The sequence below is a fragment of the Fischerella thermalis PCC 7521 genome (assembly GCF_000317225.1).
In the GTDB taxonomy this organism is placed as follows: Bacteria; Cyanobacteriota; Cyanobacteriia; order Cyanobacteriales; family Nostocaceae; genus Fischerella; species Fischerella thermalis.
Genome location: NZ_AJLL01000087.1, coordinates 1 through 26,210 on the forward strand (window position 1 = coordinate 1; position 26,210 = coordinate 26,210).

General features: G+C 41.3%; 20 protein-coding genes. 13 read left to right on the top strand and 7 right to left on the bottom strand.

The genetic code is table 11. The annotated features are described in order from the left end of the window. Nucleotides 1-295: 295 nt before the first annotated feature. The 4 genes from UYK_RS0118090 to UYK_RS0118100 form a co-directional block, all read right to left on the bottom strand. Entirely contained in the window at nucleotides 296-2,341 is a 2,046-nt protein-coding gene (locus tag UYK_RS0118090; RefSeq protein WP_009453778.1) for a ribonuclease catalytic domain-containing protein, read from the bottom strand. A 260-nt stretch (nucleotides 2,342-2,601) separates the two neighbouring features. Continuing rightward, nucleotides 2,602-2,817: a 30S ribosomal protein S18 gene (gene rpsR / locus UYK_RS0118095; protein ID WP_009453779.1), complete on the bottom strand. Its 216-nt coding sequence runs from the start codon at nucleotides 2,815-2,817 to the stop codon at nucleotides 2,602-2,604. A 6-nt stretch (nucleotides 2,818-2,823) separates the two neighbouring features. Continuing rightward, entirely contained in the window at nucleotides 2,824-3,018 is a 195-nt protein-coding gene (rpmG, locus tag UYK_RS25240; RefSeq protein WP_009453780.1) for a 50S ribosomal protein L33, read from the bottom strand. Nucleotides 3,019-3,061: 43 nt separating this feature from the next. Beyond that, a complete protein-coding gene (locus tag UYK_RS0118100; RefSeq protein WP_009453781.1) occupies nucleotides 3,062-3,607 on the bottom strand; it encodes an RDD family protein in 546 nt (181 codons plus the stop codon). 191 nt (nucleotides 3,608-3,798) lie between these two features. Between UYK_RS0118100 and UYK_RS0118105 the strand changes: the two genes are divergently transcribed. The 3 genes from UYK_RS0118105 (at nucleotide 3,799) to UYK_RS0118125 (ending at nucleotide 9,423) form a co-directional block, all read left to right on the top strand. Next, nucleotides 3,799-4,191 carry a C6orf136 family protein gene (locus UYK_RS0118105; RefSeq protein WP_009453782.1) on the top strand — a complete coding sequence of 131 codons (393 nt, stop codon included), beginning with the start codon at nucleotides 3,799-3,801 and terminating at the stop codon, nucleotides 4,189-4,191. A gap of 38 nt (nucleotides 4,192-4,229) precedes the next feature. After that, nucleotides 4,230-5,417: a TRC40/GET3/ArsA family transport-energizing ATPase gene (locus UYK_RS0118110; protein WP_016871883.1), complete on the top strand. Its 1,188-nt coding sequence runs from the start codon at nucleotides 4,230-4,232 to the stop codon at nucleotides 5,415-5,417. 703 nt (nucleotides 5,418-6,120) lie between these two features. Then, nucleotides 6,121-9,423 (top strand): GAF domain-containing protein, encoded by a 3,303-nt coding sequence (locus tag UYK_RS0118125; RefSeq protein WP_016871885.1) that lies wholly within the window; start codon nucleotides 6,121-6,123, stop codon nucleotides 9,421-9,423. A gap of 3 nt (nucleotides 9,424-9,426) precedes the next feature. On the opposite strand, the gene dnaN is transcribed toward UYK_RS0118125, so the two are convergent. After that, a complete protein-coding gene (gene dnaN, locus UYK_RS0118130; protein WP_009453785.1) occupies nucleotides 9,427-10,593 on the bottom strand; it encodes a DNA polymerase III subunit beta in 1,167 nt (388 codons plus the stop codon). Nucleotides 10,594-10,963: 370 nt separating this feature from the next. Further along, nucleotides 10,964-12,337 (bottom strand): chromosomal replication initiator protein DnaA, encoded by a 1,374-nt coding sequence (gene dnaA / locus UYK_RS0118135; protein WP_009453786.1) that lies wholly within the window; start codon nucleotides 12,335-12,337, stop codon nucleotides 10,964-10,966. Between the two features lie 166 nt (nucleotides 12,338-12,503). On the opposite strand from dnaA, the gene UYK_RS0118140 reads away from it, so the two are divergent. From UYK_RS0118140 to dhaK, 9 genes are all read left to right on the top strand, one after another. After that, nucleotides 12,504-13,808 carry an HhoA/HhoB/HtrA family serine endopeptidase gene (locus UYK_RS0118140; protein ID WP_009453787.1) on the top strand — a complete coding sequence of 435 codons (1,305 nt, stop codon included), beginning with the start codon at nucleotides 12,504-12,506 and terminating at the stop codon, nucleotides 13,806-13,808. A gap of 369 nt (nucleotides 13,809-14,177) precedes the next feature. Then, nucleotides 14,178-14,708, top strand: a complete 531-nt coding sequence (gene def / locus UYK_RS0118145; protein ID WP_009453788.1) for a peptide deformylase — start codon at nucleotides 14,178-14,180, stop codon at nucleotides 14,706-14,708. A gap of 95 nt (nucleotides 14,709-14,803) precedes the next feature. Further along, entirely contained in the window at nucleotides 14,804-15,979 is a 1,176-nt protein-coding gene (locus UYK_RS0118150) for an HMA2 domain-containing protein (RefSeq protein WP_009453789.1), read from the top strand. A 14-nt stretch (nucleotides 15,980-15,993) separates the two neighbouring features. After that, the gene (locus UYK_RS0118155; RefSeq protein WP_009453790.1) at nucleotides 15,994-17,271 is read left to right on the top strand and encodes a hypothetical protein; all 1,278 of its coding nucleotides are present in this window, start codon (nucleotides 15,994-15,996) and stop codon (nucleotides 17,269-17,271) included. Between the two features lie 388 nt (nucleotides 17,272-17,659). Then, nucleotides 17,660-19,891: a heavy metal translocating P-type ATPase gene (locus UYK_RS0118160; RefSeq protein WP_009453791.1), complete on the top strand. Its 2,232-nt coding sequence runs from the start codon at nucleotides 17,660-17,662 to the stop codon at nucleotides 19,889-19,891. Between the two features lie 164 nt (nucleotides 19,892-20,055). Next, nucleotides 20,056-20,352: a DUF5132 domain-containing protein gene (locus tag UYK_RS0118165; protein WP_009453792.1), complete on the top strand. Its 297-nt coding sequence runs from the start codon at nucleotides 20,056-20,058 to the stop codon at nucleotides 20,350-20,352. A gap of 188 nt (nucleotides 20,353-20,540) precedes the next feature. Further along, entirely contained in the window at nucleotides 20,541-21,125 is a 585-nt protein-coding gene (locus UYK_RS0118170; RefSeq protein ID WP_009453793.1) for an HMA2 domain-containing protein, read from the top strand. A gap of 524 nt (nucleotides 21,126-21,649) precedes the next feature. Next, nucleotides 21,650-22,060, top strand: coding sequence for a hypothetical protein (locus UYK_RS0118175; RefSeq protein WP_009453794.1), 411 nt, complete (start codon nucleotides 21,650-21,652; stop codon nucleotides 22,058-22,060). A 154-nt stretch (nucleotides 22,061-22,214) separates the two neighbouring features. Next, nucleotides 22,215-23,288 carry a dihydroxyacetone kinase subunit DhaK gene (gene dhaK, locus UYK_RS0118180; protein WP_016871888.1) on the top strand — a complete coding sequence of 358 codons (1,074 nt, stop codon included), beginning with the start codon at nucleotides 22,215-22,217 and terminating at the stop codon, nucleotides 23,286-23,288. 12 nt (nucleotides 23,289-23,300) lie between these two features. Here dhaK and UYK_RS0118185 read toward each other — a convergent pair whose 3' ends face one another. Next, nucleotides 23,301-25,289, bottom strand: a complete 1,989-nt coding sequence (locus UYK_RS0118185; RefSeq protein ID WP_016871889.1) for a glycosyl hydrolase family 28-related protein — start codon at nucleotides 25,287-25,289, stop codon at nucleotides 23,301-23,303. Nucleotides 25,290-25,402: 113 nt separating this feature from the next. Here UYK_RS0118185 and dhaL point away from each other — a divergent pair, with 113 nt between their 5' ends. Next, the gene (gene dhaL / locus UYK_RS0118190; RefSeq protein WP_026086505.1) at nucleotides 25,403-26,029 is read left to right on the top strand and encodes a dihydroxyacetone kinase subunit DhaL; all 627 of its coding nucleotides are present in this window, start codon (nucleotides 25,403-25,405) and stop codon (nucleotides 26,027-26,029) included. Nucleotides 26,030-26,210: the final 181 nt, after the last annotated feature.

A 26,210-nucleotide genomic window follows, 5' to 3' on the forward strand; every position in this document is an offset into this window, starting at 1 on the left:
CTATCGGGGGATTTTTTGCAGAAAAGCAAATGGTAACGCATCTTTGCACAATTTGCTCAGATGTATTAAAACTTTATTTTTTGTTTGTTACTCCCCATAAACTTTTTTATTAGTTAATTGTAAACTAATTTATCTTATTATTTTTAGGAATAACGCACAACTCAACTTTGTAGGGGCTTCGGCTATTGTTTGCGTAAGTCCCAATTTTGGCTATCTTTTTTAGTTCATTTGTATTACTAAATTAGTAATATGCAATTATACGAATCCGGTTTGATTTATGAACTGACTCGTGACTTCACGCTTCTTGATAAATTACTTCCTGAAATTGAATCACGTCTTTTTGTGGATCGGCGTGGGAAACTTTCACTAAAACCTGTTCACCCAACTTCAAAGGACGTCGGAAAGACATTGGTAACTGTAAACCCAAATCTTCCAAAAGAATTAATGCTAAACCGCTATCTTCTCTCAACCACATTAATACTGTTGCCTGCCAAACTTTATCCGTACAACGGCGCAAGTATTCTAATGCCCAATAGCGGTTTGTCTGGCGTTCCACCATTGTCACTTCTTGGGTGATGGTACTAACGGTCATCATCACTTCTTTGAGTTGTTCAGCGGAAAAGGGCGGAACATCGCCCCGCAGGTGTGCTTTGAGCTGGAAGTGGGTAAGCAAGTCGCTGTAGCGGCGGATGGGAGAGGTAGCCTGAGTGTAGGTATCCAAACCTAAACCAGCATGGCGTACTGGTGTAATGCTCATTTCACTCTTAGGCATACAGCGACGCATAGCACAAGCACGGACGAAACCTGCTGGTAGCTGGAGTAATTCTTGTTCGGGGGGTAATTCTGGTTGGGGCTGACCACGAAAAGGCAGAGGAATCTGATGAGTTTGACCATAACGGGCAGCAACTTCACCAGCAAGTATCATCATCTCAGCTACTAGTTGCCGGGAGGGGGAGTCATCTAAAACATAGATTTTGATGTCGTCTTCTTTGACTTTAATCATTGCCTCTGGCATATTGATGCTGATGGCTCCTTGGGCGTATCGCCAAGCTTTGCGCTTGTTTGCCCATCTGGCTATGGCGGCAATTTCTGGTTCCGCTTGCACGTCTAAGTCCAGCATTTCGTCTACATCTTCGTAGGTGAGGCGATAGGTAGGTTTAATTAAGCTGGCGTGAATACTGTAATTTTCTACCGCACCAGATGCATCTAATATAATTCCAAAGCTGAGAGCGCAACAAACCTGTCCTTGTACTAAACTCATGGGGCCGGTTGCCAATATTTCTGGAAACATGGGAACCATACCTGTTGGCAAATAAACCGTACTACCCCGCTTTCTGGCCTCTAGATCTAACTCATCTTCTGGCATCAAAAATCGTGTTGGGTCAGCGATATGTACCCACAATCTTTCCCGACCATCTGGAAGTTGTTCCCAACTCAAACCATCGTCTATCTCGGTAGTACTTTCATCATCAATCGTGTACACTTTGAGGTAGGTCAAATCCAGGCGGTTAACATCTGGATCAGGCGGTGGTGATTGCAATCGCTGTTGCGACACTTCTAGTACCTTTGTAGGAAATTGAACTGGAATTGAGGAACGACGCAGAAATAAGTTTTCATGAGGACTCCACCAACCCAAGTCTACCAACAATTGTAAGGCTCCTTGGGGGGTTGCAGAACGTCCTAGCATGTTCATCGTTTCCAGGACTGGTGCTGGCGGCGGATAGGCACGAGCCAGAGAGTCATAATTTAGCCCTACACGCACTATATCGGCAAGCAGTGCTGCATATTTTTCCAAAGCTTCTAAGCGGTGGCGGTCATGTCTTTGCCACTCGACTGCTTCACCTTTGAGTGCTTGCTCTACACGAGCCAAAAATTCTTGTTGTCCTTTTGCTTTGAGTGCTTCTATTTCTATTTGGTGTTTGCGTTCTGCTACTTGGGCGGCTGTGCGGGGTTCGTACGAGTCTCCCTTTTGCTTGAAATAGATTTTATCTTCTGATAGTAACCAGTAAGCAGCATAACACTGAGGTGGTTGTGATTCCGAAAACAGTAAGCTTGCCATGACTTGTGGCGTCACTGCTTCTCCATCCTCTACTAGCAGTTCCCAAGCTACTTCTAAGCTTGATGGATCTAAGTAAGGCTTTACTTCTTCGAGAAAACTAGCAATTTGTGAGGATTTATAAGTTTGTCCGGTAACTATATAGGTGATTTGTCTAGGCGCGAGACTGTGAGACTGACCCCGTTCATCAACTACGAACCAACGGGTTTTGCCGTCTGGACGATCTACCACACCCAAACGGCGATCGCCTTGAAGTCTAAATTCAACTAGGGTCCCCTTCTCCACAAGCCTCGCACTGAATAAAATATTTTAGATTTTAGATTTTGGATTAAATAACTTAGTATTAAATCCCAAATCTGAATGATTTTATGCTTGATAAGCCGATCTTACACTTAAACTTTTCTAGATTTTAGATTTTGGACTCACAAACGCCAAGTGCAATGCTACATAAACTTAGCTGATTCGTCTAAAAATCCAAATCAGTCCTGAAAAGCTTTGAACGCCGGCTTGCGGCGATCAAACTTTTCGCAAAATACACAATCTAGTTAGCCTTCTGCGTTGATAAACGGCAATAAAGCCAAAATTCTAGCGCGTTTAATCGCTAATGTTAACGCTCGCTGTTGCTGAGAGGTCAATCCGGTAATGCGACGGGGCAATATTTTACCGCGCTCAGTGATAAATTTACGCAGCAAGTCTACATCTTTATAGTCAATTGGTTCTCCCGGCTTAATCGGAGACAAACGACGACGGTAATAACTCATGGTTGCCTATTTAATTTCCTTGTGAACAGTATGTTTGTTGCAGTGGGGGCAGAACTTTTTGAGTTCTAGACGATTTGTGGTGTTACGACGATTCTTAGTCGAGGTATAACGTGAAACACCTGGAGAGCGTTTATCTGGATTTGTACGACATTCCGTACATTCCAGTGTCACTATAATTCGGACACCTTTAGCCTTAGCCATAACTTTACAAACAATTAAGCCTGAGAATAATTAACACAAATATCTATCTTCGCACATTTCGCTGCAAAGTTTCAAGCATTCGCTTGATTTTTATATCTAGCGAATAGCCACGTCTTGCCGAGACGATTATAGTTCTAGCATAGCGATCATGCAAAGCTTGCCGCAGTTGGGTATCAGATACAGCTGTACCACAATCTATGGCTAGGGGAAGTATTAGCAGTATAGCAGTGGGATTGCGGATAATATTGCTTAAGGCGATCGCAAGTAAAAGCGCACCCACACCAATGATCGCCTCTCGTTTCAACAGAGTCTGTAAATCTGGTACTCTTCCTCCTTCGACTGCCAGTACTCTCATATCTAAGGCATAACGCCCCAAACTTTGCCCTTGGTTGTTATACACTACTACCACTCGTAACACCAACCAAGCGATCGCAAAAACTAATATCTGGAGAAATTGAATACCAAGCGAACTAGTTCCCAATAGAGAACTAACTAACCAAACAATCAAAAAATCAATCCCAAATGCTGTAATTCGTCGCCCAAATTCAACTCTGGGGTAGTTTGGTGGGGGTATGCGTTCAATAGTCATAAAAATTATGAATTATGAATTATGAATTATGAATTATGAAATTTTGAGAGTCAAAGACTGATTAATTTTGAGCTATTGCCACTGAGTGGACATAGAAAGTGGATTACAAATAATTGATTTTTTATCTACTCTAATACTAAGAGGTTTTATTCCAATCCCCAATCACCTATTCCTGATCCCCAATCATTTCTATGGATATTGTGCAAATCCTCAAAGAGGACTATCAAAGATTTCCAGCCAATCAAACTTACAGCATCTACGCTGAAAACGTTTATTTTCAAGACCAAGTGTTTAAATTTCGGGGTATTCAGCTATACAAGCTGATGATCAAATTCATCGAGACTTTTTTTTTAAATCCCAAAATGGATTTGCATGATATCCAAAAAGAAGGAGACACTATTAAAACCAAGTGGACACTCAGTTGGAATAGTCCCCTACCCTGGAAACCACGTATTTCTATCCCTGGTTGGAGTGAATTGCGCCTCAACTGTGATGGTTTGATCATTTCTCACATAGATTATTGGAATTGTTCGCGTCTAGATGTAATCAAACAGCATTTCTTTACCAAACAATCGATAATGTAAATAAATGTAAATACTTCTCATACAAGACAGAATCATTCATGCGAGTAATTTTAATGACCGGAAAAGGCGGTGTAGGTAAAACCTCTGTAGCCGCCGCCACTGGACTGCGTTGTGCAGAACTTGGTTATCGTACCCTGGTTTTGAGTACAGATCCCGCCCACTCTTTGGCAGATAGTTTTGATTTAGAACTAGAACACACTCCTCGTCAGATCTGTCCCAACTTGTGGGGTGCGGAACTGGATGCGCTACAAGAATTAGAGGGAAACTGGGGTGCTGTCAAGCGTTATATTACTCAAGTTTTGCAAGCGCGAGGTTTGGATGGGGTACAAGCCGAAGAATTGGCAGTTTTACCAGGTATGGATGAGATTTTTGGCTTAGTAAGAATGAAACGCCATTACGATGAAGGGGATTTTGATGTTTTGATTATCGACTCTGCCCCGACTGGTACAGCATTACGGCTGCTGAGTTTACCAGAGGTCAGTGGTTGGTATATGCGCCGTTTTTACAAACCGTTTCAAAATATTTCTGTTGCCCTTAGACCTTTGGTTGAACCTCTGTTTAAACCGATCGCGGGTTTTTCTTTGCCAGATAAAGAGGTGATGGATGCGCCTTATGAGTTTTACCAACAAATCGAAGCATTAGAAAAAGTCTTAACTGATAATACTCAAACTTCAGTGCGTCTCGTCACCAACCCTGAAAAAATGGTAATTAAAGAATCTCTCCGCGCCCATGCCTATCTGAGTTTATACAATGTCGCCACAGATTTAGTTGTTGCTAATCGCATTATTCCCGAAGAAGTCCAAGACTCATTTTTCCAACGCTGGAAAGAGAATCAACAGCAATATCGTCAGGAGATTCACGAAAATTTCCATCCTTTACCTGTAAAAGAAGTACCTCTTTTCTCGGAAGAAATGTGCGGTTTGGCAGCACTAGAACGTCTCAAGGAAACGCTTTACCAAGATGAAGATCCCACTCAGGTTTACCATAAAGAAAACACAATCAGAGTCGTACAAGATAAAAATCAATACAGTTTGGAATTGTATTTACCTGGTATTCCTAAAAATCAAATTCAACTTAGTAAAACAGGCGATGAATTAAATATTACTATCGGCAATCATCGCCGTAATTTGGTCTTACCACAAGCATTAGCTGCACTACAACCAGCAGGAGCAAAAATGGAAGAAGATTATTTAAAAATTCGCTTTGCTGAGGCTGGAAATACTTAATTTTTTGGGTGGGTACTGCCCACCTTATACCTTTTTGGATTTTAGATTAGCGATCGCCCAAAGTACTCTCCTCACCCAAGCTAGTGAAAAAGCCAAAAGGGAAGCCACCATCAAACGTATCGCGACCCTGCTGCATTCATTGCCCACAATTGAGTATCAGTCAGCTTTAGCAGAAACCATTGCTACCCTTGGTAGTTCTGGTGGTAGGCTTTGCATAAAAAATCAACCCGTGATGGAAAGTTTTGCAGATTGCTTGCAACTTGATAGGGAATATATCAAGGTCCGATCATACGGGGATCTTGTCTGTTAATGCTATGTATTGTTGCGATCGCGGCGAGTGTTGTTTACCACATACTTGAATTGAGTTTCTTTACAGTTGTTAAATTAGATAAATTGAACTATATAGATTATTTAATCAACTGACTAGTAATTTTACTGAAGACAAAATTATTAAATAAATCGAACAATAGTTTATATTTACTGCTCATGCATGAGAACAAACATGCAAAAAGCAAAAAATTATGCTTATTAAACAAGCATTTTGGCTGCTTTTTTACTCTCTACTGATTTTTGCAGTACAACAGTACTGCATCTGAGTTGAAATAAAAAGCTTTAAACAAAAGCACTTTTAATTTTTGAATACCGCTCGCCATCCTTGTAGGTAATGGCGTCAATTATTCTGCTGATATTTTTTGATAAAAAAATGACTTTATCTCAGGAACAAAACCTGCAAGCAAATCTTCCCCAAAAGGACTTGTTGCGTCGCCTTACTAACCGCATTCGCCGCTCATTAGAATTACAAGAAATTCTGACAACAACAGTGGCGGAGGTGCGGTCATTTCTCGGTACAGAGCGAGTGATGATTTACAAGTTTCATGATGATGATAGTGGTCAGGTGATTGCTGAGTCAATAAATGATCAGAAGTTGCCATCACTGCTGGGGTTAAACTTTCCTGCGGATGATATTCCGTCCCATGCTCGTGAGTTGTTTATTAAGTCACGGGTACGATCAGTTGTTGATCTGGATAATCAGCAGATTGGTCACAGTATAGTGCGTGACTTGGATACTGGTGAGGTTTTATCCGAAGATATCCGTTACCGTCCTGTTGATCCCTGTCATGTAGAGTACCTAAAGGCGATGGGGGTGAAATCGACCATTGTAGTACCAATTATCCATCAGGATAAACTTTGGGGCTTATTGGTTTCTCATCATTCCCTGTCACGTTCGGTGAGTGAATATGAAATTGAAGTGTTGCAAATGGTGGTTGAACAACTGTCAGTAGCGATCGCTCACAGTGATCTGCTGACTCAAGCTCGTGCCCAAGCTGAAAGGGAGACTATTGTCAACCGTATTGCTACCTTATTGCATTCACTACCTGCGATCGCATTACAGCCAGCCTTAGAAACGGCAGTTACTGCCTTTGGTGGTTGTGGTGGTAGGCTTTGTGTGAGAGATGATCCCTCAAATTTGCATAATAGCAACACCAGAAGCTTAAGCGAGTGTTTGATACCTGGAAATGATTGTGTTAAAATTTACACTTATGGGCAGCAGCCTACGATTCCAGAACAAACCATATACCCATTCCTAGAACAGTATAGTGTCTGGCAAGAATATTACAAGTCTGGTGAATATGATGTATGGGCAATTTCAGATATTTATGCAACTCCAGGCTTGCGTACCTTGCAACCAGCTTTTGCAGTAACTAAAATTCGTAGCATGTTGATGATACCGCTGCAATATCGTCAGCAGTTACTAGGTTATTTAAGTATTTTCTGCAATGAAATAGATACAGAAAAACTTTGGGCAGGACAATTTGATCCCGATAAGCGGCAAAAATATCCTCGCCTGTCATTTGAGGTCTGGCGTCAGTCTAAAAAGGCACAAGCTCGCAAGTGGACATTGGCAGAAATTGAATTGGCTAGGGAAATTGGTAAACAATTTGCTTCAGCAATTCAACAGTATATATTATACCAACAAATACAAAATTTCAATGCCAACCTAGAAAAGCAAGTCCAGCAGCGTACGCAGCAACTGAAACAAGCAACTGAACAACAACAGGCTGTATTTGGCGTTATTACTAAAATTCGTGAATCTCTCGAAGCCAAAACTATTTTTCAAACCACCACTAAAGAAGCTTGCGAGTTGTTGCAAGCTGAACGTGTCTCAGTTTATCGCTTTGATTCTGATTGGGGTGGTGAATTTGTTGGTGATTTCGAGACAATTAATCCCAACATTTCAAATATCTCTAAACTAGGCGTGAATCTGGTTTGGAACGACACCTATCTCCAAGATACCCAAGGCGGACGCTACCGCTACAATGAAACATTTGCTGTGGATGACATATATCAAATGGGGTTTGAGAAGTGTCATCTGGAAAATTTAGAGTATTACCAAATTAGAGCTTTTATACTTGCTCCCATTTTTGTTGGAGACAAACTTTGGGGTTTACTAGCAGCTTACCAGCATACCAAACCCCGGCATTGGCAAACCTATGAAATTAACTTTCTTACCCAGATTGCAGTTCAGTTGGGGGTAGCACTCCAGCAAGCAGAATTACTAGCCCAAACACGGCAGCAAGCTCTACACTTGCAACAGTCAGCAGAACAACAACGAATTTTGTTTGAAGTGGTTGCAAAAATGCGGGAATCGCTGGATCTAGATAATATTTTTGCTGCCAGTGTACGGGAAGTGCGACGTTCTTTGAATGCTGATCGAGTAGGGATATTTCACTTTGCTTGCGATTCCAATTTAAATAATGGTGAGTTCGTTTCAGAAGACGTTTTACCAGATTTTCCTTCTGCTTTGGGTGCTAAAATTCACGATCACTGCTTTGGGGAACAGTACGCCATCCATTATGCCCAAGGACGAATTCAAGCAGTTGCTGACATCTACAACGCTGGATTACAAGATTGTCACCTTCAAGTTCTGGCACAATTTCAGATTAGAGCTAACTTAGTTGTACCTTTATCCAAAGGCGATCAACTTTGGGGCTTACTCTGCATTCACCAGTGTAGTCAGCCTCGGCAATGGCAACCATCAGAAATTCAGTTTACAACTCAAGTTGCAGCCCAACTGAGTGTAGCAATTGAGCAAGCTGATTTACTGACTCAAACTAGGTTACAAGCAGAACAACTAGCTCAAGCACTACATGACTTACAACAAATGCAAACTCAGTTGATTCAAAGCGAAAAAATGTCTTCCCTTGGTCAACTAGTGGCGGGTGTAGCCCACGAAATCAACAACCCTGTGAATTTCATACACGGCAATCTCAACTATGTTAATGACTATGCCAGAGATTTACTAAAGATGCTAGCTCTTTACCAGCAGCACTGCCATGAGATCAATCCAGAAATTCGGGAACGAGCAGAAGAAATTGACTTAGATTTTATTATTGACGATTTGCCGAAAATGCTGACTTCCATGCAGATAGGCACTGAACGCATCCGTCAAATTGTCTTGTCTCTACGAAATTTTTCCAGGCTTGACCAAGCGGATATGAAGCCTGTTGATATTCACGAAGGTATTGACAATACACTACTGATTTTACAATATCGCCTTAAGGCTAAACCAGAGGGCTGTGCTATTCAGGTAATTAAACAATACAGTGACTTACCTTTGGTTGAGTGCTATGCCGGACAAATGAATCAAGTTTTTATGAATGTTTTGAGTAATGCGATCGATGCGCTAGAGCAGCAAAGGCAGTCTATCTCAGAAACTCATATCCCGACAATTACAATCAGAACAGCTGTGGGTAAAATTTCTGGCAATACCCCCAGTGTTGTCATCAGAATTGCTGATAATGGCCCTGGTATATCACAAGAGACTATTAATCGTATCTTTGATCCTTTTTTCACCACCAAGCCAGTTGGTAAAGGTACTGGCTTAGGACTTTCGATTAGTTACCAAATAATTGTGGATAAACACGGTGGTGTTTTTAAATGTGACTCCCGCCCAGGATTAGGTACAGAGTTCTGGATTGAAATTCCCATGCGACAGCAGGAGTAATTTTCAATTACGCAACTGAACAGGCATTGCCAAATAGGTCATTTTCAAACCACCCAAAGGGGTAAAAATGACTGGAGTAAGGTTTGTATTCATCTGCATAAGAATGGACGAAGCTGGCAAAGCTTTTAAACCTTCCATTAAATATTTAATATTAAAAGCTATATCTATATCTTCTCCTGATATCTGGGCTGGCATGATTTCCATTGCACTACCGACATCCTGAGATTCCACAGATAAGGTAATTTCTTGAGCATCCCCATTGAGGCTGACTTTCACAAGATTATTCTTTTGATCTGCGAGTACAGCAATTCGTTCTAAAGAACTCAAAAATTGCTTTCTTTCTAGTGTCAATTCTGTTTGAAATTGTTTGGGAATGAGGAGATGGTAAGCCGGATACTGCCCTTCTAGAGTACGGCTGGTCAAGCGTTGATTGCCAAATTCAAATACTACTTGACCTTGATCGAAATACAACGCTACGGGTTCTTCAGATTCAGAACTATGAGCCAACATTCGCTCTAGTTCACGCAAGGCTCTTGCTGGTACTGTTACTTCTAAAACATCTTCACTATTAGTATCTGGACTTTCATTGGTAGTTTCTACGACTGCGAGGCGATGTCCGTCTGTAGCGGCAAATTCTAGAGTGTCTTGCTTGATTGTTAAATGCACACCAGTCAGTACTTGCTTGGTTTCATCAGCACTAGTGGCAAACAATGAACCCCGTAAACCCTCAATCAATGTACTAACACTGAACTGCATAGGTTGAGCATTTTCAATGACAGGTAGTTCTGGAAACTCTTCGCCCCCCATTGCTCGTACTTGATAACGTCCGCTCTTAGGTGTGAGTGTGACAATTAAACCGTTATAGTCTGGTAAATTGTCAGTAGCTGATGATTCATCGTCTAGGGTAATTTCTCCCTCTGGTAAACGAGAAACTATGTCATTGAGCAGTTTCGCAGGCACTGCGATCGCTCCTGATTGTACTACTTCAGCGCTGAAACTGGTGCGGATACCCAAACTCAAATCAAACGCTGTCAGGCTAACTTGGTTAGTTTCAGCATCAGCCTGCAACAACACATTCGCCAAAACTGGATGAGTGGGACGAGAAGGAACAGCACGGCTGGTTAATGAGAGGTGAGTACTGAGATCGCTTTGAGTACAAACGAGTTTCATAGTCAAAGTTAGCTGGTGTGTTTGGATATAGTAACACCGTTAGGCAAGGTTAGGGCAATGGCAGTGGGGGGAGTAAATATTTGAAAGAACTACTAACCACTCACTACTAACTCATAACTACTAACTACAGTATGTGGAAATTGTGGAAAATCTGTGGAAAAACTAGAAAGATTTTCCACAGAGTAATTGTACTTAATAAAGTTTTCCACATTAGTTTTATGAGTTTTCCACAATTAATTAGGAATTTTCCACAATCTAATTTATTCTTAATACTTTTTTATAGTTATTTTAATAATTGGCTCATTAGTTGATTTTTGGTTGTTAGTGGTTAGTGGTTAATTGTCTCCCCATCACCCCACCTCCCCATTTCCTACTTAGGTCGGCTTGTCATATTAATGCGATCGCTCAGTTGACGTAGTGTTTGTCCTAAGTTTTGATCTGTTTCTTTTAATTGCGTAATTTTCTCACAACTATACATAACCGTTGTGTGGTCTTTACCACCAAATTCCTCTCCTATTCTAGGCAAACTTAAATCCGTGTGTTGCCGCATGAGATACATTCCTATCTGACGAGCCCAACTAATTTCTCGCCGTCGTGAGTTGCCTTTGAGATCGTCAATTGTGACATTAAACTCGTCAGCGATGATGGTTAAAATTGTTTCTGGGGTTGCTTCTACCTTTTGAGTAGGAGGTTCTAGTACGGGTGCAATATTTTCTACCGTCATAGATAAACCCCAAATAGAAACATACGCCAGCGCCCGAATAAATGCTCCTTCCAGTTCTCTAATATTTGAGGTGTAATTAGAGGCAATATATTCAATTACATTCTCTGGTAGACGAATATTCTCATATTCGGCTTTTTTTTGCAGAATAGCCATTCTAGTTTCTAAATCTGGCGGTTGGATATCAGCAATCAAGCCCATTGCAAATCGAGAACTCAGACGTTCTTGCAGACGAGGAATTTGATTAGGAGGGCGATCAGAAGCAATCACAACTTGTTTACCAGCTTCATGTAAAGTATTGAACGTATGAAAAAACTCTTCTTGGGTATATTCCTTACCCTCAATAAACTGAATATCATCCACTAAAATCAAATCTGCTGCTCGGTAGTGTTCGCGAAAACTTTGCATACTGTCTTTGCGAATAGCAGTGATTAAATCATTAGTAAACTGTTCCGTAGAAACATAAAATATTTTTGAATTTGGGCAAATTTCTAAGCGATAATGCCCGATCGCCTGCATTAGGTGAGTTTTACCTAAACCTACACCACCACATAAAAACAAGGGGTTGAATTCTCTACCTGGTGATTCAGCAACTGCCAAAGCCGCAGCGTGAGCCATGCGATTGTTGGCTCCGACTACAAAGCGTGAAAATACATATTTTGGATTTAATTCAGTGGTTTTGGGCAGATTTTTAACAGCATTGTCCGGAATAATGGTCGGAGGTGGTAATGATAAAGTTCCTTCTTTGTCTGTTAACTGAGACACATCATCACCCTGGGCAACAGTAATATAAATTTCTACAGGATGACCCAAAATATCCTGAACAACATTAGTAATTGTCTTAATGTAATATTTTTGCAGCCAATTACGGGCAAAGGGGTTGGGAGTACGAATGACTAAATAGTTATTTTCCAGTCGTTCAGCGCTAGCAGTTTTGATCCAAGTTTCAAAGGTGGGACGAGATAGCTCTAGCTGCAAGCGTTCCAGAACTTGACTCCACAGATTATCTATGGGAATTGCCATTATCTACCACCTTTGCTGGTAATCGTCACAATAATATAAGCAAGCACCAATTTAACATTCAGCTACTCTAGACCAGGAATATGCTTTTAAGTTGTAATCTTTGTTTGGACTCCCCCGGTAGGCAATATCCTACCACTGACACCTTCACATGGAGAAGTAAGCACGGATGAAGAAACCAGACAATGACTTGCAAACGCGAAATATAAACACTAGTAGCTTAGGAAATGGGGAGATCGGCAGACGGGGAGAAATTTTTCTCCCCACCACCTCATCACAAGACACTCCATCGCGCCAAAGATCAGTAATCTCAATTTTATCCATGCTACTGGGTGGCGTAACAATTGTATCCCTTGGGGGCTGTTCCCTACCCATTAATATGCCAGGGAATCAAACACCTAATTCTCAAGCACAAAATCCGACAAGCGCCCCTGCTCCCGTTCCACCTCCTATTTTGCAATCATCTGGAGATCCCAATTTTGTAGTGAATGTGGTACAAAAGGTAGGGCCCGCGGTAGTTCGCATTGACTCTGCTAGAACAATAACTTCACCACCAGATGAATTTGGCGATCCATTTTTCCGTCGGTTCTTTAGTGATGAACCACAGCCCAGACAGCGAGTCGAACGGGGTAGTGGTTCTGGTTTTATTATCAGTGCCAATGGTCAAATTTTGACCAATTCTCATGTAGTTAATGGTGCTGATACGGTAACGGTAAGATTAAAAGATGGCCGGACTTTTGATGGAAGAGTCATAGGGGAAGATCCGGTTACTGATGTAGCAGTTATAACAATAAATGCCCAGAATTTACCTACTATTGCTCTGGGTAATTCTGATGTTGTACAGCCAGGAGAAGCAGTCATAGCCATTGGTAATCCTCTGGGTTTAGACAATACTGTAACCTCTGGAATTATTAGCGCCACAGGACGTTCTGGTAGTGCGATCGGTGCTAGCGACAAACGTGTTGATTATATTCAAACTGACGCTGCTATTAATCCTGGTAACTCTGGTGGGCCTTTACTAAATGTTCGTGGTGAAGTTATTGCCATGAACACTGCCATTATTCGTGGCGCTCAAGGCTTAGGCTTTGCTATTCCCATCAATACAGCACAAAGAATTGCCCAAGAATTAATTGCTAAAGGGAAAGTGGATCATCCCTATTTGGGTATTCAAATGGCGACACTGACACCCGAAATTAGAGAGAGAATCAGTAAACTAGGTATTAATCTAGCGACAGATAAAGGGGTTTTATTGATTGCTGTTATAGCGCGTTCTCCCGCAGCCAATGCAGGACTAAGAGAAGGTGATGTGATTGTGAGTATCAATAACCAGCCTGTGACTGATGTTGAACAAGTGCAAAAATTAGTAGAAAACAGTAGAATAGGAATCCCCTTACAAATACAAGTACAACGCGATGGACAAAATTTGCAAGTTGCAGTCAGACCTGCTCCTTTGCCAGTTCAGCGTGAAAGTTAATATGAATTATGAATCACGTAAGACTGTGAATTCAAAAAGGCGGTAAAAGACTATGGGGAATAGTCAACATACCAATTACCACCTAACCTAACCACCCACGGAAAATCCATCTGTGTTTATCGGTGTGTATCGGTGGTCGATTTCTAAAAATAATAATTTTTTTTACCAAACGTAATGAACATAAATCTCTATATCTATCCACATCAGGCGTGAATTATGAATAAAAAGATTTAATAACTTAATAATCTTTGATTGTCATAATTAGGAGCTTGAGATAATTGAGCGAATTACATCAATTTTAAACATGGTTGTGACAGATAGATTTAAAAAACCTATACCCACATAAGTTATTCCAATCCAAAATCCAAAATGGCACTACTCCCAATAATTCAATTAGGTAATTCTATACTTCGTCAAAAAGCAACTGAAGTTGAAGATATCCAAGATGAAACAATTCAGAAACTGATTGAAGATTTAATGGCTACAGTTAGTGAGGCGAATGGTGTAGGCATTGCAGCCCCTCAAGTTGCCCAATTATACCGTGTGATGATTGTAGCGTCACGTCCTAATCCCAGGTATCCCCATGCTCCACATATGGAACCGACAGCTATGATTAATCCCCGCATCATAGCTCATTCGAGTACAATGATCAAAGATTGGGAAGGTTGCTTGAGCATTCCTGGTATTAGGGGTTTAGTACCAAGGTATGAGGCAATAGAAGTAGAATATACCGACAGAAACGGCAAGATACAAAGGCAATTGTTAACTAATTTTGTCGCTCGGATCTTTCAACACGAATACGATCATTTTGATGGTATAGTCTTTTTAGACCGCTTGGAAAGCAATTTAGATATTGTCACTGATCACGAGTATCAAAAACTAATTGTTCACAATATTTGACAATAAATAACTCTAAAGAACTATACAAGGGGTGGAAATTTGAGTTAGAGTTAATCTGATGTTAACCTTTTGGCTTTGAGGTAGCTATTGGGTAAATGACAAATACTATTAGTAGTCGCAAGGGGTTAAGTCAACCGCTGCAACAATCTTCTGGCTTAATCTTTGCTCGAAAGCAAAGCGATGAAGTTAATAATCACAAGGGTGAAGTATCTACACGGTCAATGGCACAATTAGGGCTGGGTGGTCTAAAAATTATTCATGTTAGTCAAGGCCGCGTGCGAATTCGTGCCACTGACGTCAGTTATAACTCGATCCTAGAAAGTTTATCCCAGCAATTACGGCAGCATGATGGTGTAACAGAAGTCAGCACTAATCACAAAACTAGCAGTTTAGTGGTTAAATTTGATGAAGGTAGGCTACCTCTGCCACAGATGTTAGCAAGACTTCAAGAGTTTGGTATTCAGCAATATCAAGCTGCTTCTGATTCACAAACTAATACCGATCCCTTCGCTGCTTGGAAATCAGCAGAATTTTGGCAAGAGCAAGGACTTTCCTTTATTCCTTTATTTGCAGGACTGGGAGTGACAGGGGCACTGGGAATCAATGGGTTGGCAGCAATTCCGGTATACATGATTACAGCAGATGCTACCCGGCGTGTGATTGACTATATAGAACCTCAATTATTCGGAACTAAAAAGAATAAAAAATTGAATACAGCTTCTGCAACACAATCAACAAAAAAACATCAAGTGAAATCGCAATCCTCTCTAGCAAAAGTGGAGCAAATAGCAGCTGGAAAGCAAGAGTTATTCTCAAAAGGCATTGTGGACAATGCAAAGATTACTTGCAAGATTGTCCATGCAATTCCGGGACGTATCCGGCTGAGTGTACCAAAATTAGCTCTCGATCAAGATTATGCAAAACGCTTGGAAAGATTGCTCAAAGCAGATCCCCAAGTTACAAGCGTGCGTATTAATTGTGATGCTGCATCAGTGGCGATCGCATATCAACCAAGCAATATTGCAGCAAATCACTGGATTGATTTAATGCAGCGAGCACAGCAGGCTGCACCGCGAGTCACAGAAAAAGACGCTCATACGCAGCCAATTGCCAAGCCAGTTAGGGAGTCGAGCAAATCAGAAGAATTCCGAACAGCAACAGTGGAACCTACACCAGAGGAAACTGGTTTATGGGCTACATTCAAAGCTCCGGCTTTGTCTTATGCTCTCGCCTTTATGGCGAACTTTCCTATTAATGCAGCCCCGGACTGAGGAGGAGGAAAGCAATGGTTGGATCAAAGTTAGGATTGGCATCTATCCCAGAAAAAGAAACCCAGGTAAGAGTTACGCAACAAACTGATCGCACACAAGAGCGATCGCCCCGGGAAGTTTACAGCATCACCTATGCAATGCCAGGACAAGTCGGGTTTTGCGTACCCCGTATCGCCAAAGATCAACGCTACCTGGAACATCTTGTAAAGTTGCTAAAAGCAGAAGCTTTAATCACAAATGTGCAAGTCAATAGTACCGCCGCTTCTGTAGTAGTAACTTACAAGTCTGGAGAAATGTCAGATTACCAGATGCGATCGCATCTAATTGCTCTGATTCAGTCTGAAGTAAAAGAGCTAGCGACGATTCAACCAGTAAATTCCCATCCTAAAACTCAAAAACAAACTGAACTTGGAATGGCAAAAGAAACTTATAGCATCACCTATGCAATGCCAGGACAAGTCGGGTTTTGCGTACCTCGCATTTCCACAGATGAAAAATATCAAGAGCGTCTTGTAAAGTTGTTGAAAGCAGAGGCATTAGTTACGAAGGTGCAAATAAATATCACTGCCGGGTCTATTGTGGTAATTTACAAATCTGGAGTCATGTCAGATTACGAGATGCGATCGCATCTAGCAAATCTGATTCAATCTGGTATAACAGAGCCAGCAACAACACAACCAACAAATTCATACCCAACAGTCAGTCAGATAGAAAACAGACAACAACAAGACGAGGAGAAATCGTCAGTTCTCCCTGCACCCTCTCCGACTCCAGTGAGTAGACATTTTAACGTCACTGCTGTTAAGAAAATCGCAGTTGCAACCATCACAGAACACAAATTTCTGCTAAGTAGAAAGTTGCCTCAAGAAGAAATTGAAGAAGGCAGAAGGCAAGAGGCAGAAGGTAGAAGGCTCGATTGCATGGGAATTCAAGTCCTGCCAATGTCCTCGTCTCGTCCTAAATCTGCCGTACTTCCCCAGAAAACTGAACAACAAGCAAAGCCATCAGCCAAAGTCGCTTATAGTATTGCTCACGTCATTCCGGGAAGAATTCGGTTTCATGTGCCTCGGATCGCAAAAGATCCGAAATATGTGCAACGCTTAGAGGCTTTATTAAAAGCAGATCCAACGGTCATCGGCGAACGAATTAACCGTGCCGCAGCATCAGTTGTCATCACATACAAATCTGCGGTGAAAGCTAATAGTAAAGACTGTGATAGCAGTGTTTTGGAAACTGCAATCTCACATTTAGCAAATCTGCTGCAATCTGCCAGTGATGTGGCAGTTGCCTAAATTTTCTAACCAATCTACTAAATCAGTGAACAGGCGTATAGTGGGAGACTTAAACCCAAGCGAATATGCACTCTTGACTGACTACTAGACCTTTTGCAAAAGTCTATTTTCAAAAAACGAACACCGATAAACACCAATAAACACCGATAAAATCCATATCCATCTGTGTGCATCTGTGTGCCATGAGTGTACATTACGGAAGCGGCTACGCGTCTACGTAATTCAGGAATTATTCTGATTTTTGCAAGATATCCACTCTTAAATTTAAAGACTTGAAGATTATTTTTTGTAGTTAGGACTTTAGTCCTCAAGGAGCGAAGACAGCGCTCACTACAAACTGTCTTCTCGTCGCCAATGTTCACCAATATTTTTGTATGAGAGAGAAGCAATGGTACAAGTTAAGGTGGGTCTACCATCCTCCGCAGGTCAATCCCAAGTGAATTTGACCCAAAAGAATGGGAAAGCCCATTTTATAGAACACAAGGGACATTCACGCACGCATCTTCCCAAAGTAGATTACAGTGTTATCCATGCAATTCCGGGAAGAATCAGATTACGAGTACCTCGCTTGCGTCACAATCCTGACTACGCACAGCGCCTCCAAGTTCTGCTAGAAGCAGATGCGCTAGTTACATCTTTTCGACTCAAGCCGGCTGCTGCATCGGTTGCTGTTACTTATAATCCCAAAACAGTCTCAGAATTTAAGCTACGCCATCATCTGGGGCATGTATTTCAATCCGCAGCAGAAGTTGTAGTTTTGAAACCGACAAAGCACAAAACAACAAAAGCAACGGAAACATCTTGGTCAGGATTACAACTTTCTGGAGCTGCTACTGCTTTAGCCGTGCTGGGTGGCCCCTTGGGATTACCCATTCCACCAATTTTCATGGTAGGAACCATTTCTCTTGCTACCTTGCCTGTTCTCCAACGCGCCTGGAAAGGAATTACGGTAGAACGAAAACTGAATATAGACTTTTTGGATTTGATCGCGATCGCCATTACCACGATTCAAGGTAGATTTCTCGCCCCAGCATTGATGCTGAGTTTAATTGATATTGGTGAAAAAATTCGCGATCGCACTGCTCGTTGTTCCGCACAGCAAACTTTAGATCTGCTCAGTTCCCTGGGACAATTCGCCTGGGTAGAACGAGATGGTCAAAAGCAACAAATTCCCATTCACGAAGTGCAGCGCGGTGATATCGTCATCGTCTATCCAGGAGAACAAGTCCCCGTTGACGGTAAAATATTGCGGGGAAAAGCACTGCTGGATGAACAAAAACTGACTGGTGAGTCTGTACCTGTATTAAAAACTAAGGGACAAAACGTTTTTGCTTCTACCTTGGTCAGGGAAGGACGCATGTATATATTGACTGAAAAAGTCGGTCACGATACTCTTGCGGGTAAGAGCTTGCAATTAATGGAGCAAGCTCCTGTTCACGATACCCGGATGGAAAACTATGCAGCGACAGTAGCGCAAAAAACAGTCCTGCCAACTTTGCTACTAGGAGCAGCAGTATTTGCCCTGACTCGTAACCCAGCACGAGCAGCCAGCGTCCTCACCTTAGACTTTGCTACGGGAATTCGTGTATCAGTACCAACTACAGTTTTGGCAGCCCTCACCCATGCAGCCCAGCGCGGTGTTCTCATCCGCAGTGGTAGGGCATTAGAGCAGCTGGCACAAGTAGATACCATTGTTTTTGATAAAACTGGTACCTTGACTCAAGGTGAAGCTGCTGTTGTTGGCGTAGAAAGTCTTAATCCTGCCGTTTCTTCTGTGCGGGTACTGCAACTTGCAGCAACTGCCGAACAACGCCTCACTCATCCAGTTGCAGAAGCAGTCATACGCTACGCCGAAGCTCACAAAGTTGAGATGTTGCCACGTAGCAAGTGGGACTATCAATTGGGCTTAGGTGTGAAAGCAGAGATTGATGGCGAGACAGTTTTTGTGGGTAGTGAACGGTTCCTGCGTCTGCAACAAGTAGATATGTCCGGCTTAGAGGGACGCCAAAAACCTGCTTCGGCAATTTATGTTGGCAGCAACGATCAACTTTTAGGTATAATAGAATATAGTGATCTTTTGCGTCCCGAAAGCCGCGAAGTTATTAGCAGACTGTTAACGGTCGAAAATGTGGAAGTACACATGCTAACCGGAGACAACAAGCAGACTGCTAGTGCTGTAGCCGCTCAGCTTGGCATTGCCCCAATCAATACCCACGCCGAAGCTTTCCCTGAGCAAAAAGCAACAGTTGTCCGTGAATTACACGAACAAAACAAAACAGTTGCATTTGTTGGTGATGGCATCAATGATTCACCTGCCTTAGCCTATGCTGATGTTTCCGTTTCCTTCGCCAACGGTTCCGATATCGCTCGTGAAACAGCAGACGTGGTACTGATGCACAATAACTTGCATGGCTTACTAGAAGCGATCGCGATCGCTCGCCAAACCAAGCAATTAATTCAGCAAAATACGGGCATTATTGCCATTCCCAACTTAGCTGCTTTGATGGTAGCTGTTTTCTTTGGTCTGAATCCTTTAGCGGCAACAGTAGTTAACAATGGCTCCACAGTCGTTGCGGGAGTCAACGGTTTACGTCCACTTCTCAAGCCAACAAATAGTTAGTGCTTGCTGGTTACTTGTTGTTTGTTTTGGGACAACCAACAATCAACTACCAACAATCAACTAACTTCAAAATCTCTATCATCAGCTGGATGAGATATCCATCTCAACTGAATTAAAGTTAGAGGTTTTAATATAAAGTTCAAATCTCGTGAGGTTAATAGACGATGGCACCAAAAATTATTGACTTTGTAGAAGATGCTGGCGCACCTGGAATTATTGCAGGTATTGGTGCAGTTATCCTAGCACCAGTTGTAATTCCAGTAGTAGCTGGAGTTGGTAAACCAATTGCTAAGTCCTTGATTAAAGGCGGACTGGTTCTTTATGAAAAGAGCAAAGGAGCTTTTGCAGAATTGGGTGAAACCTGGGAAGACATGGTAGCTGAAGCCAGAGCAGAACTCGCTGAATCTAAGCAACTGCCAGCCGTTGAAACTGCTGATAATATATCTGACAATGGTGCATAACACGATTGTTGTCTAAGGGTTAAAGGGCAAGGAAAAAGGGAACTTTTTCACCTTAGCCCTTCACCATTTTTGGATTTTAGATTTTGGATTCATACTAAGTACGGCTTTACGATCCCAACTAGTTAGCTTTATTTGTACCGACTTACTTAGTTGAATAAAATTTGTAATTGCTCAAGGAAAGTGGTTACGTGTGGAAAAATAGTAATGGCAGTCTTACCGATATGCCAAGACCAATGTCGGAAAAAATCATTAAAACGCGCCCTAAACCTATACTGACAAAAATTGTGAGTAAAACTCCAGGGCGGTTACGTTTGCGAGTTGCTCATTCCCACCGTCAGAAAGAAGAAATGCAACGTCTCGCCAAAACCTTGGAGGCAAATCCTAGTATTAATGATGTGCGGACAAATATTCATCAAGGGAGTATTACTATCCAGCACAATGCGGACGATGAAAGTTTTAAAAACGTTCTTGCTGCACTATATGATTTAGGCATTATTTTTGCTGATATTACAGCTGGAAAAACTGAAGCAGCAGCAGGAGTATCAAATTCCATTGTTGATTTGAACCAGCGAGTCCACGATATAACCAACGGTTTAATTGACTTGCGAATTATTATGCCTATAGGACTTGCTAGCCTTTCTATTCGACAATTACTCACCAAAGGTTTGCAATTAGAAACCATTCCCTGGTATGTGTTGGCATGGTATGCATTTGATAGTTTCATTAAGTTGCATGGTAATACAAGCCAACCAAAATCTACGAGTGAAGAATAATATCATGTCCGCTTGAACACTTATATTATCCGTGGAGGTCGGTAATTGGTAATGGGTAATGGGTAATCGGTAATGGGAAAAACCAATGACCAACAGCAAAGCATAATATATCGTAAGCAATTAGCCGAACTGGGTATAAAATCTTCCTCTTCTTATTCTTTTTTTGGAACTATGGGAAGACAAAAACCCAGCATAAGATCATAGCTTTTTTACTTGTATAAAAAATTTTACTTCTTATACCAATTTGTGTTTAAAAACCTCACTCCCATCCCCTCTCCGCGAGCTCGGAGAGGGGTGCCGAAGGCTGGATGAGGTAATATCTATGAATGCAACTCGGTATTAGTTGAGATGAACTGAAGTAATGTGGCTGAAAATGGTCAGCTTAAGTAATTTTGCGGTTAAAAATATCGTTAAATTACACATCTATATATTATATTAAATTTAAGAAGATATCCGGAAATAGTGATTACTGCTCATGGGCAGGATTATCAATAATCTTTGCGTTTTTGTCCTTTGACGAAATTGTGAGTATTCATGAAATACTAGTTTTACCTTTAAGAAATGCATTGAATGCCGGAGGTTTTCTTTACTTTTCTTGGGTAATTGTAGGTGCTGTTTTTGTACTTTTGTTTTTGTTGCTGTTTTGGCGATTTATTATTTCTCTTCCTAAAAAGACACGACGCTTATTTTTCATAGCCGGGATAATTTATGTAGCAAGTTCAATTGGTACTGAAATGGTAGATGGATATTATGCAAATTGCTACACTCAAACCAATATGATTTATGCATTAATAACTACTGTAGAAGAAGTACTAGAAATGATGGGTATTATCGTCTTTATCTATGCACTGCTATCATACATAAGTTTCTATATTAATGGTATAGATGTGGGATTCCATATGATGGATAGGAAGAAGCAACGCCTAATTACTTGAAAAATATTGTAATAAATGAGTTTTCAGCATCTCAATAACCAGTAGGAAAAAATTCTGGTTATCTTTTGCTCGTTGTTCATAAAACTCTTAGACTAATAAAAAAGACAATTATTTTGATTCAAATATTTGTCCAAAAATTTCCTGCGAGCAAAAGATGAAAAAACTAATCAACAATCCCCATGATTTTGTGCGCGAAAGTCTAGAAGGTATGGCGATCGCTCACTCGGATCTCATCAAAGTTAATTTTGATCCTAATTTTGTCTATCGAACTGATGCACCCGTAAAAGGCAAAGTAGCAATTGTTTCTGGGGGTGGCAGTGGTCACGAGCCGATGCACGCTGGTTTTGTGGGCATGGGAATGCTGGATGCTGCTTGCCCTGGAGAGGTTTTTACTTCGCCTACCCCTGATCAAATGCTGGCAGCAGCAAAGGCTGTAGATGGTGAAGCAGGAATTTTATACATTGTCAAAAATTACTCTGGGGATGTGATGAATTTTGAAATGGCAACGGAGTTAGCTAGGAGTGAAGGTATCCGGGTATTAAACATTTTGATTGATGATGATGTTGCAGTCAAAGATAGCCTGTATACCCAGGGACGTAGAGGTGTGGGAACTACAGTCCTAGCAGAAAAAATCTGTGGTGCAGCAGCCCAGCAGGGATATAATTTACAACAACTAGCTGCTTTGTGCAGACGCGTCAACTTGAATGGACGGAGTATGGGTATGGCACTGACTTCTTGTACAGTACCAGCTAAAGGTACACCGACATTTGCACTTGGAAACCAAGAAATAGAAGTGGGTATCGGGATTCACGGTGAACCAGGTAGAGAGCGCATGAGTATAAAATCAGCAGATGAGATAGCTGAGATGTTAGCGCTTTCAATTATTGAGGATGCATCCTATACTCGGACACTGCGAGAGTGGAACGAAAAAACGGGCGAATGGCAAGAAATGGAACTGATAGATGCAAATTTTGCCAAAGGCGATCGCTTATTAGCTTTTGTTAATAGTATGGGTGGCACGCCGATTTCTGAGTTGTATATCATCTACCGCAAACTTGCAGAAATTTGTCAAAAGCAGGGACTGCAAATTGTACGAAATTTAGTAGGTGCTTATATTACTTCCCTGGAAATGCAAGGTTGCTCAATCACTCTACTCAAGTTAGATGACGAGATGATTCGTTTATGGGACGCACCTGTGAAAACTCCAAGCTTGCGCTGGGGGATTTAATGTAAGTTTTTATTAACGTGGTAACTTTTCAAAACCCGTATATAACAGCAAAACCCGGCCGTTACCAGCCATCCTATCCAGAACCTTATCTCTTGTAAGCTTTTTTGTCTTGCTACCACGTGTTTCTTCCACCCATATTTGGTAGGTATCCTTATCAAAATAAGTATCAGCAACACCAACGAAAGCAGCAGAAGCATTGACAATGCGGAAGAGAGGCTCTTTTGGATCTTGCCTACCAGCAGCGTAAATCAGACCGCCTAAAACTTCAGTGAAGCCTTTGTTAGTAGTATCAATTTTTATTTTACCTTTCTCTGTTTTCAAGCCGAGAATCCACAGCTTAGCGCCATTATTAACCACATTAGTTTCTGAAGAACCTTCAGGATTTAGCTGGCGCGCCCAAATATTTTGAGCGGGGTTGAGAAATCTCAGTTTTTGCATCGTAGCATCATCAATAAATAAATCTCCAGTACCATTACTTTCTAGGTTAAGTTGAAGAATACTACGGTAAACAACTGTTCGATTCGCAACATTTTTCCACATCAACTTAGAGCCATATCTCACAATAAAGTTTTCAATTATAAGAGTTGATTTGCTACCTTTATCTGCAACTATTTCTCCTTTACCGTTCAGGGCTGCTCCTGTACTAATAAATCTTTCTAGTTTGCCTCGTAGTCGTAGAGAACCATCAATTATAAACGTTCCTTTTCCACCTGGTATTACTACAGTTGTTGCACCAGAATCAATTGCCGCTTGAAAAGCAGCCGTATCATCTTTATCATCTTCGCCAATTGCACCAAATTTTTCAACACTCACCCACTTTTGGGGATTATCCCATTTCAACTTGGGAAATTGTTTAATGGGAAGTTGCAGTGACTTTGATGGTGAAGCAAGCTGCGAAGTACTTGGATGGGATGTATATTCATCCAAGCTCGAACCTTTAACTATTTTGTTTGCAGTCTTATTTAAGAGAATATTTTTATAGCCAGAAGAGGTTACATTTCTGCCATAAATAAAACCAACTGAAGAAATAGCTGGTAGTTTTTGAGCGCGATCGCGACCAATTAATTTAGCATTTACTAGAGTTAAAGTGCCACCCAGATCAAGACGTTTCTTAGGATCAAGACCATTGATAATTGCTGATACAGAATTTATGCTATTGAAACCTTCTAAACTCATTGCTTGTCCATTGTTAAAAATACCTGCAAAATTTTGTTCGCGGACTGTAAGATTCTGTATGGTAATGCCATTAATACCATTGTTGGTACGGACACCATAATCAAAGCCAACAATTTCTACGTCCTCAATCAAAAGAGGACCTAATTCGCCATGAGTTAGAGCTAAACCAGTAGTTCCCTTTTTGTCTTCAGAGATAATCTTGACACTTCTGACTGCTCCTTGATTATTAGCAACAAAATTCAATCCTTCTGCACCTGGGTTATTTTTTCCAACTTTAATCGTGAGGTTTCTCACAGAATTAGCAAAACGTTGAGCTACCAAACTTGCTTTAAAATCTTCTGAGTTAGGATCTAAATCTGGATCAAATCCTGTGGAAATAACTGGCCGAGGTTTACTAGAGTCCTGGAATAAAGGAGATTGATCTTGAAGGCGAATAATCACGCGATCGCGGCTTTGACCTTGTAGCGTAGTATATTTATAGTTGGAGCGGTTACGTTCTCCAGGCGGCCAATGTAGACTATTAGAAATATCATACACACCGTTAGGTAAGTAAATAATTCTTCCTTGACCGGGAAACCGACTGAGTGCTTTTTGAATAGCTTCCGTATCATCCTTGCCATCGTTGGGTATAGCCCCATATTCTGGTGCTGTAACATCTATCACCCCTATGTTTTTGGGAAATACAATATTTTCTGCCACGCTTGGGGTAGCTTGGGCAATTTGAATATCAGTATTTTTGGTATAGTCAGCACAAGTAGAAGTGACAAGAGCTACAAAAATCAAGCAGGGAATTTGTTTGTAGATAGAGGCTTTGGCAAAAAACACAAGCTGATGTTCTCTTAGATACTTTACTATTCCCTCTTACATTTATTCATTGCCGAAACCGTAAAAACTCGGATATTTTTCTTTGATATCTGCGTTCAGCAGGAGGTATGGAGATGGTGACAAAAGAGCAAATTTTACAGTGGTTGCAAACCTTTGCAATTGTAGTCGAAGAAAACAAAGACTATTTAACAGAATTAGATGCAGCCATAGGTGATGCTGACCACGGTATAAATATGGAACGTGGCTTTAAAAAGGTAGTTACTCAGTTGCCAACTGTTACAGATAAAGACATCGCTAGTATTTTAAAGATGGTGAGCATGACGCTAATTTCCACAGTTGGCGGTGCAAGCGGCCCGCTTTATGGCACATTATTTTTACGAGCAAGCGCGGTAGTAGCTGACAAACAAGAATTAAGTGACCAAGATATGCTGGCGATCCTACAAGCAGGGTTAGATGGCGTCGTTGGGCGGGGAAAAGCGCAACTAGGTGATAAAACGATGGTGGATGCTTTATCGCCAGCAGTGACAGTTTTTGGGCAAGCTGTAGCAGCAGGTGAAAATATATTATCAGCAATGCAAAAAGCTGTAGCAGCAGCAGAGAAGGGGATGCAAGATACAACGCCAATGCAGGCTAAAAAAGGCCGTGCCAGTTATTTAGGAGAACGGAGTGTAGGACATCAAGATCCAGGGGCGACTTCTGTTTATTTAATGTTGCAGAGTTTGTTAGATGTGATTTATTGAAGAAGGCAGAGGGCAGTCTCAATGAAAAAATTTACCACTAAGAATGAAAGTGGAATTTTTCCCGTTCCCCGTTAAGAGTTCCCGACTTTCAAGTCAGCTATTTATGAGAAAATCTCACAACCAAACTTGAAAACCTCTTCTCCAATCCCTAATCCCTGTTCCCTCTTTTCTAGCTAGCAGG

Bases quoted from the DNA above. Each gene is read 5' to 3' on its own strand.
- rpsR (WP_009453779.1), bottom strand. From the start codon at position 2,817: ATGAGTTATTACCGTCGTCGTTTGTCTCCGATTAAGCCGGGAGAACCA.
- rpmG (WP_009453780.1), bottom strand. From the start codon at position 3,018: ATGGCTAAGGCTAAAGGTGTCCGAATTATAGTGACACTGGAATGTACG.
- UYK_RS0118100 (WP_009453781.1), bottom strand. From the start codon at position 3,607: ATGACTATTGAACGCATACCCCCACCAAACTACCCCAGAGTTGAATTT.
- UYK_RS0118105 (WP_009453782.1), top strand. From the start codon at position 3,799: ATGGATATTGTGCAAATCCTCAAAGAGGACTATCAAAGATTTCCAGCC.
- UYK_RS0118110 (WP_016871883.1), top strand. From the start codon at position 4,230: ATGCGAGTAATTTTAATGACCGGAAAAGGCGGTGTAGGTAAAACCTCT.
- UYK_RS0118125 (WP_016871885.1), top strand. From the start codon at position 6,121: ATGACTTTATCTCAGGAACAAAACCTGCAAGCAAATCTTCCCCAAAAG.
- dnaN (WP_009453785.1), bottom strand. From the start codon at position 10,593: ATGAAACTCGTTTGTACTCAAAGCGATCTCAGTACTCACCTCTCATTA.
- dnaA (WP_009453786.1), bottom strand. From the start codon at position 12,337: ATGGCAATTCCCATAGATAATCTGTGGAGTCAAGTTCTGGAACGCTTG.
- UYK_RS0118140 (WP_009453787.1), top strand. From the start codon at position 12,504: ATGAAGAAACCAGACAATGACTTGCAAACGCGAAATATAAACACTAGT.
- def (WP_009453788.1), top strand. From the start codon at position 14,178: ATGGCACTACTCCCAATAATTCAATTAGGTAATTCTATACTTCGTCAA.
- UYK_RS0118150 (WP_009453789.1), top strand. From the start codon at position 14,804: ATGACAAATACTATTAGTAGTCGCAAGGGGTTAAGTCAACCGCTGCAA.
- UYK_RS0118155 (WP_009453790.1), top strand. From the start codon at position 15,994: ATGGTTGGATCAAAGTTAGGATTGGCATCTATCCCAGAAAAAGAAACC.
- UYK_RS0118160 (WP_009453791.1), top strand. From the start codon at position 17,660: ATGGTACAAGTTAAGGTGGGTCTACCATCCTCCGCAGGTCAATCCCAA.
- UYK_RS0118165 (WP_009453792.1), top strand. From the start codon at position 20,056: ATGGCACCAAAAATTATTGACTTTGTAGAAGATGCTGGCGCACCTGGA.
- dhaK (WP_016871888.1), top strand. From the start codon at position 22,215: ATGAAAAAACTAATCAACAATCCCCATGATTTTGTGCGCGAAAGTCTA.
- dhaL (WP_026086505.1), top strand. From the start codon at position 25,403: ATGGTGACAAAAGAGCAAATTTTACAGTGGTTGCAAACCTTTGCAATT.